At 69.5% G+C, this 15,834-nt stretch carries 10 protein-coding genes; 5 read left to right on the top strand and 5 right to left on the bottom strand.

All coding sequences use genetic code 11. From position 1 onward, the window contains the following. Positions 1-11: 11 nt before the first annotated feature. From ACWJI7_RS12410 to ACWJI7_RS12390, 5 genes are read right to left on the bottom strand one after another with little or no spacing between them, the layout of a single operon-like run. Positions 12-299 (bottom strand): hypothetical protein, encoded by a 288-nt coding sequence (locus ACWJI7_RS12410; RefSeq protein ID WP_479938294.1) that lies wholly within the window; start codon positions 297-299, stop codon positions 12-14. Continuing rightward, positions 299-1,801: a beta-barrel domain-containing protein gene (locus ACWJI7_RS12405; RefSeq protein ID WP_479938292.1), complete on the bottom strand. Its 1,503-nt coding sequence runs from the start codon at positions 1,799-1,801 to the stop codon at positions 299-301. The genes ACWJI7_RS12410 and ACWJI7_RS12405 overlap by 1 nt, the downstream gene beginning before the upstream one ends. Further along, complete coding sequence (locus ACWJI7_RS12400) at positions 1,801-4,893, bottom strand: ATP-binding cassette domain-containing protein (protein WP_479938290.1); 3,093 nt, start codon at positions 4,891-4,893, stop codon at positions 1,801-1,803. The genes ACWJI7_RS12405 and ACWJI7_RS12400 overlap by 1 nt, the downstream gene beginning before the upstream one ends. Positions 4,894-4,911: 18 nt before the next feature. Next, a complete protein-coding gene (locus ACWJI7_RS12395; RefSeq protein ID WP_479938288.1) occupies positions 4,912-5,712 on the bottom strand; it encodes a peptidylprolyl isomerase in 801 nt (266 codons plus the stop codon). Further along, positions 5,709-8,588: a glycosyltransferase gene (locus tag ACWJI7_RS12390; protein ID WP_479938286.1), complete on the bottom strand. Its 2,880-nt coding sequence runs from the start codon at positions 8,586-8,588 to the stop codon at positions 5,709-5,711. The genes ACWJI7_RS12395 and ACWJI7_RS12390 overlap by 4 nt, the downstream gene beginning before the upstream one ends. 129 nt (positions 8,589-8,717) lie before the next feature. On the opposite strand from ACWJI7_RS12390, the gene ACWJI7_RS12385 reads away from it, so the two are divergent. From ACWJI7_RS12385 to ACWJI7_RS12365, 5 genes are all read left to right on the top strand, one after another. Continuing rightward, positions 8,718-10,730, top strand: a complete 2,013-nt coding sequence (locus ACWJI7_RS12385; protein ID WP_479938285.1) for a hypothetical protein — start codon at positions 8,718-8,720, stop codon at positions 10,728-10,730. After that, complete coding sequence (locus tag ACWJI7_RS12380; protein WP_479938283.1) at positions 10,727-11,704, top strand: hypothetical protein; 978 nt, start codon at positions 10,727-10,729, stop codon at positions 11,702-11,704. Before ACWJI7_RS12385 ends, ACWJI7_RS12380 begins: the two co-directional genes overlap by 4 nt. A 20-nt stretch (positions 11,705-11,724) precedes the next feature. Beyond that, complete coding sequence (locus ACWJI7_RS12375) at positions 11,725-12,756, top strand: hypothetical protein (RefSeq protein ID WP_479938281.1); 1,032 nt, start codon at positions 11,725-11,727, stop codon at positions 12,754-12,756. Positions 12,757-12,991: 235 nt separating this feature from the next. Continuing rightward, complete coding sequence (locus ACWJI7_RS12370; protein WP_479938279.1) at positions 12,992-13,849, top strand: sulfotransferase family protein; 858 nt, start codon at positions 12,992-12,994, stop codon at positions 13,847-13,849. Then, complete coding sequence (locus ACWJI7_RS12365; protein ID WP_479938278.1) at positions 13,850-15,619, top strand: hypothetical protein; 1,770 nt, start codon at positions 13,850-13,852, stop codon at positions 15,617-15,619. The last annotated feature ends 215 nt before the right edge of the window (positions 15,620-15,834 follow it).

Below are 15,834 nucleotides of genomic sequence, written 5' to 3'. Positions count from 1 at the left end.
TCATGCCCCGTTCATTCGTGGAACTCCCGCCAGACCAGCCAGTAGGCCAGGTAGCCCACCGGGGGACCGAGCAGGAGGGGCAGCAGGGCCAGCACGCCGAGGCTGGGCCCGCCCCAGAGGATGAGCCCGAGGCAGATGGCCAGATAGGAGAGCACCATCAGCGCGATCAGCACCCGCTGGGTGGCCAGCGTGGTGCGGAACCGCTGCCAGGCCCGCTTCAGCAGCAGGCTGCGGCGCTGGCCGCGGGGCACATAGGCCGACCAGTCGGCCACCGGATCGGGAGCGGAGCGGCGGGCCATCAGCGCAGCCGCTCGAGGTCTTTGCGCCGGTCATCGAGGAAGCTGGTGAACAGGCTGATGAAGGTGCGCTGCCGCAACTGGATGTCGGCGGAGAGGGCCATGCCCGGTTTGAGCGGAATGGGGCGGGTGCTGCCCTCCAGGCTCTGGCGGCGCAGCTGCAGCACGGCGGGATAGAAGAGGCCCTGCTGCTCGGTCTGGAGCGTTTCGGCCATCTCCTGGGTGGTGAGGGCATCGGAGCCGATCCGCTCCACCGTGGCGGGAATGCTGCCGAACTCGGAGGAGGGGAAGGTGTTGATCGAGATCTCGGCGTTCTGGCCCGGGGAGAGGAAGCCGATCACATCGTTGGGGATGAACACCTTGGCTTCGAGCGCGTCGCCGGGCACCACCCGCAGCAGCGTCTTGGCCGATTCCACCACCGAGCCGGGGGAGACATCGATGTCGAAGATCGATCCGGCACTGGGGGCGGTGAGCACGCTGTACTGGAGCTGCACCCGGGCCAGGCGGATCTGGCCGTCGAGGTCGGAGATCTGGCGCAGGTTCTCCTCGATGCGGCCGCGCAGGTCGGCGCCGGGGGCGGCCCCGGCGTTGAGGGCCGAGGCGCTGAGGCTGGCGGCGGTGCGCTCCTCGCTGGCGAGGTTGGCCTCCAGCTCATTGACCCGGTTGCGGCTCTCGAGGGCCTGCACCTCGCTGACCGCGCCGGTGCGCGCCAGGGCCTCGAAGCGGGCGGCAATGTTGCGGGCGGTGGCCAGGCTGGTGCGCAGGCCGGCGATCCGGGCCTCGCTGGCCCGCAGCTGCTCGTCGGCCGCCAGGCGCTGGGTGCGCAGATCCTCACTCTGGTTCCTGAGCTGGAGCTGCTGGTTGGCGGAGAGGCCGCTGGCCCGGGTGTCGCCCAGGGAGGCGGAGAGGATCTGGTTCTCGTTGATGAGGCGCTCCCGGATCGCCTCGGCGGCGGTGAGGCGGCTGCGGGCCTCGCGCAGATCGAAGCGGATCACCTCCTGGCCCTGGCGGACGGTCTCGCCGTCCTTCACGAGCACCGCTTCGATCACCCCGGGCACGGGCGCCTGGATCGCCTTCACCTTGCTGCCGGGCTGGAGCTTGCCCTGCACGGCAATGGTTTCGCCCAGGGGGGCCAGCACGGCCCAGAGGCCGATGGCACCCACCCCCCCGAGCACGGTCCAGACGATCAGGCTGGAGGCCCGCCCACTCTTGCGCAGCAGCACCGGCTGGTTGAACTGCCAGTCGGCGGCGGGCACCAGGGCACTGGAGCCAGGGGTGGCCGGATCGGTGGAGGGCAAAAAAGGATGGGCGGAAGCGTCCGCGGTGGCCGGGCCGGTGGGGCCGTGGCCGGCGCTGGCTGGATCGCTCTCCCCGACCAGGTCGACCCGCACCGGCACCACCCGCTCATCCGGGCGGGGGCGGGGGCGACGGGGGGAGCGCAGCCAGCCGAGGGCACGCTCGTAGAGATCCACCAGGGAATTGGAGGGGTCGCTGCTGGTCGCCATCAGAGACCTCCCTCCTGACCCTGGCTGGAATGGAGGGCGTAGTACCACCCCTGGCGCCGCATCAGCTCCCGGTGGCTGCCCGTTTCCATGATGGCGCCCTTGTCCATCATCACGATGCAGTCGGCCGGCTGGACGGTGCTGAGGCGGTGGGTGATGAAGAACACCGTGCGGCCGCGGAAGGCTTCGAACAGGTTGATGCAGACCTGGCGTTCGGTGCGGGCATCGAGGGCGCTGGTGGCTTCATCGAGGATCAGCATGCGGGGGTTCTGCAACACGGCCCGGGCCAGGGCGAGGCGCTGGCGCTGGCCGCCGGAGAGGCCGGCTCCGCGCTCGCCCACATCGGAGTTGTAGCCCTTGGGGAGCTCCATGATGAAGTCGTGGGCGCAGGCGATCCGGGCGGCCCGGATCATCTCGTCGGCGGTGGCATCGGGCTTCACCAGCAGCAGGTTCTCGCGCACGGTGCCGTCGAACAGCACGCTGTCCTGGGGCACCACGCCGATCTGGCGGCGCAGGGAATAGAGCTCCACCTTGTTGATGTCGAGGCCATCGATCAGCACCTTGCCCTCCAGGGGCCGGTAGAAGCGCGGCAATTGCTTGAGCAGGGTGCTCTTGCCGCTGCCGGAGCCGCCCACCATGCCCACGAAGGAGCCGGCCGGCACCTCCAGGTTGATCCCATGCAGCACCAGGGGGCTGTCGTCGCCGAAGCGGAAGCTCACGTTCTGGAACTCCACCCGGCCGGTGAGCGGCGGCATCGGGATGTTGAGCGCCTCGGCGTCGCTCTGCTCGGTGGGGCGGTCGACCACATCGGCCACCAGCTGGATCGAGGCGGTGCACTGCTGGAACTGCTGCCAGGTGGTGGTGAGCTGCACCAGGGGGCGGGTGATGTAGCCGCTGAGGATGCGGAAGGCGAGGAAGGCCCCGAAGGTGAGCTCGTTCTGGATCAGCAGAAAAACGCCCACGCCGATCGTGATCAGACCGTTGAGATCGTTGATGAAGCTGGCCAGGTTGCTGATCGATTCCTTGCTGATCTTGAGCTTGAAGTCTTCGCCGATGAAGCGGGCGTAGCGGTTCTGGAACTCCCAGCGGGTCTTGAGCTCGGCGTTCTGGGATTTGATCGTCTGGATGCCGGTGATCGATTCGTTCAGGTAGGAATAGGTTTTCACCGAGGCCCCCATGCTGCGCTTGATCTGGGCGCGCACCAGCGGGTTGCTCAAGAGGCTGAGGGCCAGCATCAGCGGCAGGGTGGAGAGGGTGGCGAAGGTGAGCGGCACGCTGATGGCGAACAGCACGAACAGGTAGAGGAAACTGAAGGCCAGATCCACCACCGTGGTGAGGCTGTTGCCGAGCAGGAAATCGCGCAGCTTGTCGAGCTGGCCGAAGTAGAACATCACCTGGCCCACCGGCCGGCTGTCGAAGAAGCCCTGGGGCAGCCGCACCAGGTGATCGAGGATGGTGCTCTTGGTGGCCTGATCCACCCGGTTGGCCGTGTCGGTGAAGATGTAGCCCCGCAGGGTCTTGAGCACGGCCGCCACCACGGCCGCCACCAGCATCACGAAGCAGATGGTGAGCAGGGTGTTGATGTTGCGCTGGCGCACCACCTGGTCGATCAGCACCCGCAGGCCCAGGGGCTGAACCAGGGCCAGCAGGTTGATCACGAAGGAGAGGGCCACCACCTCCACCAGCTGGCGGCGGTGCTCCCGCAGGAAGGGCAGGAACCAGCCCCAGCTGAAGGTCTGCTCCTTGGCATCGCTCTTGCGCTGCAGCAGCAGCAGCTCCACCCCGTCCTCCCCGGCGCCGGCGAGCTGGGCCACCGGGAGCAGCAGGGGACCCAGTTCGGGTTCGAGCAGGCGCAGGCGGCCGTCATCGTCCACCCCCTCGAGGATGGCGAAGTGCCCCTGGGCATGGAGCACGGCGGGGGTGGTGGCCCGCACCAGCCGGTCGGCGGGCAGTTTGGTGAGCACCACCCGCAGCCCGAGAGCATCGAGGATCTGGCCGAGGTTGATCAGGTTGAGCCCGCCCTGGCGGGCCAGCACCGCCTGCACCTGGTCGCGCAGGGCATCCCGGTTGATCGGCACGCCGAAGTAGTTGGCGATGGCGGTGCAGATCGCGATCGGAGCCTCGCGGGGCCCGGTGGCGCGCTGCAGGCGCAGCTCGGCCTCGTCGCCGTGGCCGTCTGTGCGGGGGGCGGGCGAGGGGGGGGAGAGGGCATAGGTGCCGGCTCCGCTGCCAGGGGCCGGGGGGGGGGCCAGGGCTCCGGCGGGCGGGGTGGGCATGGCGGCCGCCGCGTCCGGGGCCGCTGCTTCGGAACCGCTGCCGACCTGCAGGGCGGGCGCGGACGGCGGCTCCTGGGCCACGGGGGCGTGGGGATCACCGCTGCTCGCCTGCGACGGGGCGCTGGCCTGGGACGGGAGCCCCACCAGACGAAGCCAGGCCCCGCCGGAGCGCGGCGGCTCGGCCTCGCTGCCGATCGGCCAGGGCTGCCCGAGGGGGCCGCCGCTGCTGTGGAACCAGGTGAGCTCGGCGCTTAGGGCGAGCGGGCCCTCGGCCTGGTCGGAGGGCGGCAGGCTGCGCACCCGGGCCGCCTGGCGGATGGCGGGCCAGCCCCGCAGGGCGTCGGCCCAGCCGGGGTTCTGGGTGTGGAGGTCGACCAGGAGCCGGTGCAGCTCGGCGGCCGGCAGGGTGGTCTGGAACCAGAGCCGGAAGGCGTCGTGGTCGGCGAGCAGATCCTGGAAGAGGGGGGCGGGCACCACCAGCACCTCCGCCTCCGCCGACACCCGGATCTGCTCGCAGGGCTCGCCGATCAGCAGGGAACACCAGCCCACACAGGCGCCGGCCTGGAGCCGGTCGATCGTGACCAGGTCACCGCTGAGGGGGTCGGTGGCCAGCACCCGCAGGCTGCCGGAGCGCAGCAGCAGCAGGCCCTCGGGCTGGCGCTCGCGGCGCAGCAGGGTCTGGCCGAGGCGGAAGCGGCGGGTGTCCAGCAGGGAGTCGAGACCGGCCAGCACCTCGGCGGGGAGGCGGTCGAAGGGGCGGAAGCCGGCCAGCAGACCCTGCTGGCGGCCTTCGGACAGGCTGGTGGGGGAGGGGCTCACGGGCGGCTCAGGCAGGGCTCATCGGTGGGCGGAATCGGGGTCGCGGGGCAAGGGCATCAGCTCCTCACCGGCCATGAGCAGGCTCACCTGCTCCTTGAACCAGACCTGAAAGAGTTCATCCACCATCCGGGCGCGCATGGCGTCATCGAGTTGAGCAGGAAACCGCTCCTCCAGCCGCACCAACAGCCACCAACCGGCCACTTCGAAGGGCGGCCAGAGCTGGCCGGGGCTGCCCACCCGCAGCCGCTCGCTGAGGCTGGGATGGCCGGCGGAGAGGGCGATCGGGCCGATCAGGCCGCGGGTGACGCGCTCACGGCCCTCGGAATGGGCCGCCACCAGGGCGGCGAAGTCGGCCTCGCCCTCCCGCAGCTGGAGGTAGAGCTCCTCGGCTTCGTCGCGGTCGGAGACCCGCAGCAGGGAATAGGTGACCTGGTCGAGATCGAGCTTGCGATCCAGGAAGCGGATCTCCGCCTCGCTGCCGTAGCGGGCCTGGCTGTAGCGGCGCAGCCGTTCGGCCTTGGTGGCGAAGTAGCGCAGATCGGCCGACGACCAGCCCCGACGGGCCAGCCAGGCGGCCAGGGACTGGTCGTCCTTGACGCCTTCGCCCTCCAGGTAGGCGCGCATCAGGGCGTTCTCCTCATCGGCGCTCAGGCTGATGCTCTGCACGACCCGATCGAGCACCACCCCCTGGGCCAGGGCCAGGCAGACGCCCTGCTGCCGGAGCAGCCGGTTCGTTTCGTCGACCGAGAGCAGGGGCCGGCGGGGGGAGATGGCGATCAGCGCCGGTGGCGTCACGCCGGAGAGGGGGGGAGTGCTCATCGCCGGCAGGGCAGGGAGAGGCGTGCGAGGGCGTCGGCCATCAGGTCGAGCCCATGGTCGCGCGAGAAATGGGCCCGGGCATGGGCGCGGGCGGATGTGCTGGTGCGGCTCCAGAGGTCGTCGTCGGCGATCAGGGCGGTGATGGCGCCGCACCAGGCCTCGGGGTCGCGGGCGATGAACACCTCGGCGCCGTGGCGCAGCCCGGTGGCTTCGGCGGCCACCGGGCTGAGCACCTGGGGAATGCCGTGGGCCAGGGCGGCGATCACCTTGCCCTTGATGCCGGCCCCGGAGCGCAGCGGGGCGATGAACACCCGGTGCCGCTCGTACACCACGCTGGCATCGGTGACCCAGCCGTGGACGCGCACCCCCTGGATGGCCTGCCAGCTCTCCTGAAGCTCCGGGCCCAGCCCGCTGCCGTAGAGATGGAATTCGAGATCGGGCAGGCGCTCGTTCAGCAGGGGCCAGACCGTGGCGAGGAAACTTTCCACGGCGTCCTGGTTGGGCGGGTGCTGGTAGCTACCGAGGAAGGTGATGCCGCCGCGGCTGGCCAGGGGGGAGGGCTGCTCCACCGGGTCCACCACCCAGGGGCAGAGGGCGGTGGCGGCCTGGCCCAGGCTCTCGGCGGCGATCACCGCCTGCTCGATCTCGCTGTAGGTGAGGGTGAGATCCACGCCGGCGATGGCCTCGAGCTCCTGGCGCCGGGTTTCCCGCACGGAGGCCAGGGCCGCCTCGGCCGGCTCGCCGCTCAGGTTGGCGCTCTGGGCCTGGCGCAGCTCCCGCAGGTAGTGCAGATCGGCGTTGCAGAAGATCAGCCGGGCCTGGGCGGCATGCTCCCGGAGCAGGGGCAGGCAATCGCGCACGGTGGTGTAGCGGGTGAGATAGATGAAGTCGAACTCGCCGCCCCGCTCGCTGAGGAACTGGTCGAGGGAGAGCACGAAGGGGGCATGGATCGCCTCGATGCCGCGCCGCTGCAGCTCCTCGGTGTAGGGCCCGAGCCAGGCCAGGTTGGCCGGCAGGAAGGTGATCTTGTAGCCGAGGGCCTGGACCAGGTCCATCTCCGCCAGGGCGGCATGGCTGCCGGCATCCCGGTCGGGGCGGGGGGTGGCGTGGTCGATGAAGAGGGCCCGGCCGAGGATGCCCCGGTCCTTGATCCGCTCGGCGGCCTCGAAGGAGGGCTCCCGTTCCCCCTCGAAGGCGTGCTGCCACTTGCGCTGGAAGGTGGGCCCGTGCAGGGTCTGGAAGCGCTTGAAACCCTCGCTGGTTTCCGGGTTGGTGTCGGTGCCGCAGCTGAGGCCCTCGTGGTGGATCACGCGGGAGAGGGGGGCGTAGCGCACCGTGAGGCCGGCCTGGCGCACCTTGAAGGCCAGGTCGGTGTCCTCGTAGTAGGCGGGGGAGAACTCGGGGCTGAAGCCGCCCAGCCGGGCCCAGAGCTCCCGGGGCAGGGCCAGGGCGGCGCCGCTCACGTAGTCGACCTGGCGGGTGTAGCTCACCCCCGGGGCATGGGGGTTCAGGCCCTTCCCGTAGTTCCAGGGTTCCCCGTTGCCCCACACGATCCCGCCCGCCTCCTGGAGGCGTCCGTCGGGATAGAGCAGCTGGGAGCCGGTCAGGCCGGTGTCGGGCCAGAGCTCGAACGGGGCCAGCAGCTCCTCCAGCCAGAGGGCACAGGGCTCGGTGTCGTTGTTGAGCAGCACGATGAAGGGGCCCCGGGCGGCGGCCACACCGCTGTGGCAGGCCTGGTTGAAGCCGCGGGCGTAGTCGTGGCGGATCACCCGCACGCCGGGCGCCTCCCGGGCCAGGGCTTCGCTGGTGCCGTCGGAGGAGCCGTCGTCGACGACGATCAGCTCGAAGGGCACGCGGGTGGGGGCGTAGGCCAGGGCGGCCAGGCAGCGGCGCGTCACGGCGTACTGGTTGTGGGCGGGCACCACCACCGACACCCGGGGGTCGGGGCTGAGCGGCAGGTGAATCGGCTGGCGGGCCACCGGCTCGCCGTGGGGCCCGGCCTCCTGGCCGGGGGCGGCATTGGTGGGCGGCTCGATCGGCCCGCTCAGCAGCCGCTGCAGCAGGGGCAGGTCGGCGGGCAGGGGGGTGCCGTCGTGGTCGGCCCAGTGGAGCCAGGTGGTGAGGCTGCGGAGGTGCTCCCGGGCCAGGGGGTTGAGCTGGTCGGGGAAGGGGGCGCGGCCATGGTCCTGGAGGGCGGCCCAGGGGGTGAGCTGGAAGGGGGTGATCTCCAGGCTCTCGGCCCGCAGGACCCCCTCGCCGTCGTGGAGGGCGAGGTGGTGGGGCCGCCCATCGCAGCAGGCGGGGGGCAGGGAGAGATGGAGCTGCCCGTCGGGCCCGGCGCCGACCCGGCCGGCCGGCACCCCATCCACACGAAACTCCAGCTCCTGACCCGGGGGTGCCCACCCCACCACGATCGGGCCGTTCAGGGCCTCAAGACGCACGGAGGATCCGGTGGCGCGGCGGCCGAGCTGCTCCAGGGCCCGGTAGCGGTCGTCGTCGAGGCGCAGGGGGCTGCCGGCCAGTTCCACGGCGGGATCGCCCTGCACGAGGGCGCGCACCACCAGGCCGGTGGAGCGGGGCGGGATCTCCATGCCGCTGCGCCCCTGGAAGGCGAAACCACAGGGCTGGGAGAGCCCCTGCTGATCGAGATCGGGGCGGGGCAGCGAGGCCTCCACCTCCCCCAGGCTCCACACCGGGCCGGGGTTGAGGAGATCCTCCACCTGCAACAGGATCGTGAGCGGGCCCGCGGCGGCCTCGGCCCCCTCCAGGGGACAGGCCCAGCCCTCCAGGGCACCGCCGCCGGCGAACCCCTCGAAGCCGCCGACCACCGACCCGCGGGCCAGGCCCTGCAAGGCCGTCGGCAGGTTGATCGGCACGGAGTCGGTACGGCGGGTCGCACAGAAACTAAGCCGTCCGGCGTTGGCTGAACGGCGGTGCTGACACCGCAGCGACACCACCGCAGCGATGGAGAGCGGAGAATGCGGGCCGGATCAGGTGATGCCGGAGTGACCCCACTGGAGACCACGGACCCGACCCTGGCGCTGGAGGAGCTGTTCAGCCGCTCGCGCCAGCTGGCGATCGACACGATCGACGCCCTGGACCGGGGCGAGGACAGCCGGGCGCTGGACCTGATCCCGGATCTGCTGCGCTCCTACGGCTGGCTGTGGGTGGCCCTGGCCGACGCGCGGCGCGCCCTGGAGGCCGAGGAGGGGGAGATGCTGGCCCAGGTGCTGGCAGCGATCGGCAGACGGGTGCGGCTGGCCGGTGACGGGGCCGCCCCCGCCGCGGAGCGGGCCGAGCTCTGCTGGCAGGTGCCCGTGCTGATGGAGCGGCTGCGCTCCCGCGGCAGCACGCTCCCCCACTGGGTGGCGCCCCTGGAAGCCAAGCTCACCCAGATCGGCTCCCAGCTCTGGGTGGATCGCCATCGGGCGGATCCCGGCTGCGCCGAGGCCCGCCCCCGGGCGCTCACCCTGCTGCTGCGGCTCTGCGCGCTGCATCAGCCGCCCAAGCCCTGGATGGTGCGCTTTGCCCGGGAGCTGCTGCTGGAGGCCGTGGCCGCGGGGGAGAGCGCGGCGGCGGCGGGCCCGCTCGAGGAGGACAGCCGCGACCAGCTGCACCAGTGGGCCGCCCAGATGGCGCAGGTGGAGCCGCTGGAGCACGGCCTCAGCGGGCGACTCGCCGCCCTTCTCGAGCCGGCGGCGGCCGTTGGGGCGGACACCCAGGCGCTGCCGCCGGGGGGCGGCGAGGGCGAGCCCCCCGACCCGGACGAGCTGGAAGCACGGATCCGCCAGAGCGTGGCGCACTGGCTGGACGAGAATCCGCCCGGCCGGGTGCCGGCGGAACTGCGGCTGGTCTGCGTGCCCGGGGCCCGTGTGGTGCCCCACGACGGCCAGCGGCTGGATCTCAACCTGGCGCCCCTGCTCAGCCTGGAGGACCAGATCCAGCGGGATCGGCTGGTGGGGGCCTTCTTCGAGCCCATCCGCGAGCAGCAGCGGGGATCCGGCTTCACCCTGCGGGAGCCCACCAGCAGCCTCTACGAGGCCCTGGGCCTGCTCTGGCGCCAGGGAGACACACTCAGCCGGGAGACCTTCCGGCGGATGGTGGAGGCCACGGCCACCTGGAACCGCTGCGGCGGCCCGGGGGCACTGGGGTCCCGCCCGCTGGCCTCCAGCTCAGCGGTGGCGGAGCTGCGGGAGGGCCGCAGTGTGCTGGCCCCCCAGGCCCTGGAGCTGGCGGCGCTCCAGGCGGTGCTGTTCGAGGCCGGATCGCTCGAGGAGGTGATGGCCGCCATCCGCCGCCATCACCTCGACCCGGACTGGATGGGACGCCGCGGCGAGCCGGGATCCGGCAGCGGCGGCGCTGTGGAGGAGACCCTGCGCCGGCTGCATACGGAGGCGGGCTTCTACGCCAGCGGCCACGCCCCCCTTGAGACCCTGCAGCACTGGAGCCAGCGGGTGCTCCAGGCGCTGCTGGGGGGCCAGGTGGCCGGATCCGCCGCCAGCACGGGGTTCTACCCGGTGGCCCAGAAGCTCTACGGGAGCACCGGCCGGGTGCCCGAGCTGCTGCAGTGGCCCCCGGACCCGGCGATCTACCGGTTTCTGGCCGGCAAGGAAGTGGTGGCCGCCACCACGCTGGCGGCCCAGGTGGAGGAGCAGCACCGCAGCGGACGGGCCTTCCGGCTGTTTTCCGACCTGCCGATCGCGCCCTACGGCCTGCGCTGCGTGCAGGCCCCGCTCTCGCGCTACCCGGAGCGGCCGGCGGGCGACTTCGTGGCCAGCCTGGAGGCGTGCCTGGAGCGCATCGAGGGGTTGCATCGGGAGCGGCCCTTCCAGGTCTTCGTGGCGGCCTGCGGCTGCTACGGACTTCCCCTGTGTGAAGCCGTCCAACGCCTCTACGGTGTGACGTGCCTCTGCAGCGGCGAAACGATGCATCGCTACTTCGGCGTGGAGCAGGCGGGCCAGGATGAGTGGCGCGGGGAGACACGGATCTCCGAGAACTGGCTCTCCGTGGCCCCATGATCCACTTCGCCATTCAGGACCACGGCTCCGGTCAATCCCTGCCAGCCCTGGTTGAGTTGCTGGCGGCGGAGGGGGATTCGATCGATCTGTCCTTTGACGGCCCCGAGGAGACCCTCGAGCAGATTCGCCAGACCCTGGGCGGTGCCGGGGAGGCCCTCTCAATCCGTCGCTCCGCGCCGCTGTCCTGGAGCTCCTTCGAGAGCGCGTTGGTGATCCTGGAATCCATGGCCCTGGCGCTGCACCACCCGGACTGGAGCTACTACATGAATCTGAGCGGCAGTTGTCTCCCGTTGATGCCTCCTCAAGCCATGCACAAGCGGCTGGCCAACGAGGCCCGCAACGGGCGCCTGGGCTTCTGCACGGGCTACCGATTGGCCAGGCCCGTGCACTGGATCTCCAGCCAGGCGCCGGCCGCTCCACTCCCGGAATGCCTCCCCTATGCCCAGGGCCGCGCCCAGCTCCTGGTGGACCCATCCCTGGGGGAGCTGGTGGAGACCCACACCCTGCAACCCTCCCGGAACATCGGCCAGCGCATCGGCCTGAGCTACACGGAAACCAGCAAGAACAGATACTGGGTCCGGCCACTCAGCCCCTTGGAACTCTGCACGCGCGCGAAATTTCTGGCCATTCATCCGTTTTACTACGGGCGCAGCTGGGTGATTCTGCATCGCTCGATCGTGGAGTGGCTGGTCAGCTCCAGCCTGCTGACACGGCTGAAAGCCGTTCTGAAGGGTTGCTTCTCCGCCGACGAAATCATCCTGCCGATGTGTCTATTCAGCCAAGAGAACCCCTTCCTCGATGTGATGTGCAGCGACAATCTTCGCTATCGCCAAGGCGGGGCCAAGCGCTTCGATCTGGCCGAACTGCCGGATCTGCTGCATCAGCAGCGGCATCTGGTGGCGCGCAAGGTTTTTCCCGCCGACTATCGAACGGCCGCTGATCAGGTGGCCCAACACAAGCCGGTCACGGCCTGAGGTCAACCCGGAGAACCCTGATGGGGCTGGAGATCATCCTGCATATCGGCCGCCACAAGAGTGGAACGTCTTCATTGCAGGCCTATCTCAATCGTCAGGAGGAGCACTACCAAACCCAGGGAGTCTTCTACCCCCATGCCGGAAGAACCCTCCACCGCAACGGCCGGCTTACGAAGCAGATCGCCCATCATCCCCTAGCGCAAAGCTTCCTCGGCAACGATCCCATTGCAGATCGAGCACTCCAGCAACAGGTGTTGAACGATCTCCGGGCTGAGCTGCCCAGGCACGGTCGCGTGATCTTCTCGTCCGAGTCGTTCGGCAATCTGATTCAACCTGAACAGATTCAGGCGCTCCAGTCATTTCTTCATCTACTCAAGCCTGATCAGATCACCGTGTTCGCCTATGTCCGCGAATATGTTGACTTCATCAGTTCCGGATTTCGCCAACGCGTCCAGAACTGCAATGATCTGTTTGCCTTATCCGAATATGCACCCCTTCGCAACACTCACTACTCATTGGCAAACTGGGTGAACATCTGGGGCACCATCGGCACGCTCATGTGCCGTCGTTTCAGCCGAGACGCCCTGATCGACGGGGACGTGATCGCCGACTTTTGCCTCCATGCTGGGATCGATCTGCACCATGGTTCAGTGCGGTACGAGCATAACCCCTCGATCGGCGGCAATCTGCTCTTCCTCAAATGCGCCCTCAACCGGTTGGGGCGCTACCACCCAGGCCTGTATACCCAGATGGGGCTCCAGGCCGCGCTCGACCCCGTCGACAGCCGCCCATTCCCCATCAGCGTGGCTGATACCCATCGCCTCAGAACCGACTCCAGCTGGAACAGAACGCTGGAGCACCTGTTTGGCCCCTTCCAGATGAAGACCTTCGCCACGCTGGATCCCTGCCCGGATGGCGGCAAACTGGAGGCGGACCTGGAGCGATTCGCACCGTTGCTCAGGCTGGCGGAAACCCGGCCCGAAGAGATCCTTTCGCTGACGGATGAAGGCTTCAACTGGTTCCGCCCTTTTCCGAACGACGAAGGAGCCTGACGGGGTGATCCACGCTCGGGGCGGAACCACCACAGCGACGCTGCCTGATGCACCAATCATTCCCACGGTGCCGGCGTGGAATGAACCCTGTGAAACTCAGGCCGAGGCCGTAAAGCCAGCGGGATCGAACACGCCGAAACATCCCCTTTCATCCAATTCTCAGAATTACTGTTGGAGGAACCAATTCCCCGGACTCCTTGCAGTTTAAGATCCACCATCTTCAGGGTTGGCTCGGGTGCTCGCAAACCTCCTCCACCTCCACGGGTTCAAGTGCGCGGGCACCACCTTCATCTGGTCGCTGGAGCGGGCCACCGCGGGGAACGTGCTCTATCTGGAATCCCCGGCCTCGGGTGATCGCCTCGACTGGCGCCTGGCCCGGGATTACATCAATGACCAGGCCCTGGGCCCCCAGGCGGGTCCAGATGGTCCTCCTCTGGCGGTCACCTCGCACCTGATCACGATGCCGCCCCCCGGCGCCGTGGCCCGCCTCAAGGTGGCCTTCCTGCGGGAGCCGATGGCCCGGATCGCCTCCGCCTACCGCTTCCAGACCACGGTGCAGGAATCGGTGAAGCCGATGCCCTTCGCCCAGTACATCGACGGGATGGTGCGCTCCACGCTCGCCAATTTCCAGACCCGGCACCTGTCGCCCCAGGAACCGGCCGACTGGCGGCTGCGCCAGGGCTGGGCCGCCCGCCCCGAGCTGATCGATCTGGGCCGGGAGGATCTGTTCGTGGGGCTGGTGGAGCGGTACGACGAATCGATCGTGGCGCTCGAGCACCTGCTGGAGCAGATGGGCACGCCCCTGGACCTGGCTTACCCCGAACCGAAGAACACCACCCGCCCCAACAGCCAGAACGGCCGCGGCGGCCTGCCGGGGGAGAACCCCCACGGGTTGTTCGTGACCGAGCTGGATCTCAGCCTCTACCGCCGGGCGGAGCTGTGTCTCAACGAGCGTCTCTCGGCCGTTCCGGACCTGGAGCGGCGTCTGGCTGAGTTCCAGCGGCGGCGCCAGGCCCTGGCCACCAGCCCCAGCCGCGTTCACGTGCAGCTCAAGCCCCAGACAGAGTGGGTCTGCCTGCCGATCGCGGCCTGAATGGAAGGGGAGCAGGGGCTCCAGCAGCGTGAGGTGTGGCTGCAGCAGGCTCAGCGGAGCTGCTGCACGGCGGTGGAGGAGCAACGCTGGGAGGAGGCCCTGGCCCAGCTTGAGGAGCTGCGCACCCGGATTCCCGAGCTCATGGCGGACGGCTCGGCGGAGCTCACGGCAAAGCGATGGGAGCAGTACGGAACCCTGGTGAACCGGCTGGTCCACCGGATCCACCCGCTGATCACCCGCATCAGCACCGATCCTCCGCCGCCGCTGCGGCGAGCCGAGTTGTGCTGGCAGCTGCACCGGCTGCTGCGCGAGCACCACAGCCTGCCGGTGGAGCCGCCGGGCTGGTTGGCCGTGCTGGAGGGTCAGTTCGTCAAAGATGGCGCGCTCTACTGGCGGGAGCTGATCGGCCGGGAGGCCGGCGCGAGCGAACGGGCCCTCGACCTGTTCGAGCGGCTGACCGAGCTCCTGCAGCCCTGCCCGCGCTGGGTGCGGCTGGCCGTGGACGCCTTGCGCGAGCTGCCGGTCACGAATGAGACGAGCGCTCCACCGGTGCGGTTGGCTCTGGTGATCCAGCCCGGGGCCGCGGCCGTGCTGCACAGCGCCGATCGCCTCGCCTGCAATCTTGCCCCCCACCTCCAGCAGCTGAAAAGCGGTGACACGGCCCCCCTGAAGCAACTGCTGGATCGCTACGTCAGCGAGGTGTCCGCCACCGAGCCCACTGGCGAGCTGAAGGCGGAGGAGGCCACCACCAGCCTGATGCGTGGGGTGAATCTGCTCTGGCGCCTGGGCGAGGCGCTCAGCCTCGAGCAATTCGAACAGGTTGGAACAGCAGCCACGGAATGGACGCGTCTGGTGGGGCCAGCCGGGCTGGACGCAACGCCCGTGAGCCCTACGCCCGCACCCCTGCCCCTGGATCCCCAGCCGCTGGCCCTGGAGCTCGACGCCATCGAGCTGGCCGTGCTGCAGCGGGTCCTGCTGGCACCGGAAACCCTGGGGCTGGCCCTCGATCGTCTGGCGCAGGACGAGGCCAGACCGCCAGGCTGGAGCGAAGCCAACCAGGCGATGGGCCTGGGTGCGATCGACACGGAGCAGGCGCTGCGGCACTTTCAGCTGGAGGGCGGCTTCTACGCCAACCGCTCCGCCCCCCTGGAGAGCCTGGAGTGCTGGAGCCGGGGGGCGCTGGCCTGCCTCACCCGCGTGGCGCTCTGGGGGGAGGGGGCCGTGTGGGCAAACAACCACACCACCCCCTGGCTCTATCTGCCCCTGGCCCAGGCGATCGCCGCAGGCAGCGGCCGGCTGCACTGGGTACATCGCGCACCGGCGCTGGAGAAGCTCCATGCACGAATGGCGGGAGAAGAGATTCTGTATCTCGGACCGTTGCCGGAAGCGGTGGAGGAGCAGCACCGATCCGGCCGCAGCCTGCGGCTCTATCAGGATCTGGAGATCGGGACCTACGGCCTGCGCTGCCTGGCACCGCCGGAATCCAGGCCACCGCGGCGACCCCACCAGGGGTTCGAGCAGAGCCTGGAGCACTGCCTGGAGGGGGTGGAGCGGTTGCAGGGGCAGACGCCGTTCAGCCTGGCGCTGGTGGGGCCAGGGGCGTACCGGCTGCCCCTGTGCGCCGAATTGCATCGCCGGTTCGGGGTGAGCTGCCTGGGGCTGGGGGATCAGCTGCACCAGCTGTTCGGCCTGGACCTGCCCGGAGCCCCCTGGAGTGCGCAGGGCCGGAGGCAAGCGGACCACTGGCGGCGGCTCAGCCACGAGCCTTAGGTCTATTTTTAACCAAGTAATTCAGCGATCTACACCCATTTTAGGCACTCCTGAAGTCTGAGAATTCGAGGGCCATGAGACAATATTAACAAGTATAGATCTTCAAATAGCGGGTTGAAAACGGGTGCTTTAAATCGATGCCTGGTAGACGATCAAGTAGAGGGCACCTCGAAAAATCTTCGTCGCGCCCTGGCAGCCTGTTAAGGATGCAATAG

Source organism: Cryptocyanus atlanticus LEGE 06306, assembly GCF_056633155.1.
The sequence above is the reverse complement of the archived record's forward strand: the minus strand, read 5'-3'. Positions and strand labels throughout refer to the sequence as shown.

What these genes read in the sequence shown, in the direction of transcription:
- ACWJI7_RS12410 (WP_479938294.1), bottom strand. Translation starts at nt 299, where the DNA reads ATGGCCCGCCGCTCCGCTCCCGATCCGGTGGCCGACTGGTCGGCCTAT.
- ACWJI7_RS12380 (WP_479938283.1), top strand. Translation starts at nt 10,727, where the DNA reads ATGATCCACTTCGCCATTCAGGACCACGGCTCCGGTCAATCCCTGCCA.
- ACWJI7_RS12375 (WP_479938281.1), top strand. Translation starts at nt 11,725, where the DNA reads ATGGGGCTGGAGATCATCCTGCATATCGGCCGCCACAAGAGTGGAACG.
- ACWJI7_RS12405 (WP_479938292.1), bottom strand. Translation starts at nt 1,801, where the DNA reads ATGGCGACCAGCAGCGACCCCTCCAATTCCCTGGTGGATCTCTACGAG.
- ACWJI7_RS12395 (WP_479938288.1), bottom strand. Translation starts at nt 5,712, where the DNA reads ATGAGCACTCCCCCCCTCTCCGGCGTGACGCCACCGGCGCTGATCGCC.
- ACWJI7_RS12365 (WP_479938278.1), top strand. Translation starts at nt 13,850, where the DNA reads ATGGAAGGGGAGCAGGGGCTCCAGCAGCGTGAGGTGTGGCTGCAGCAG.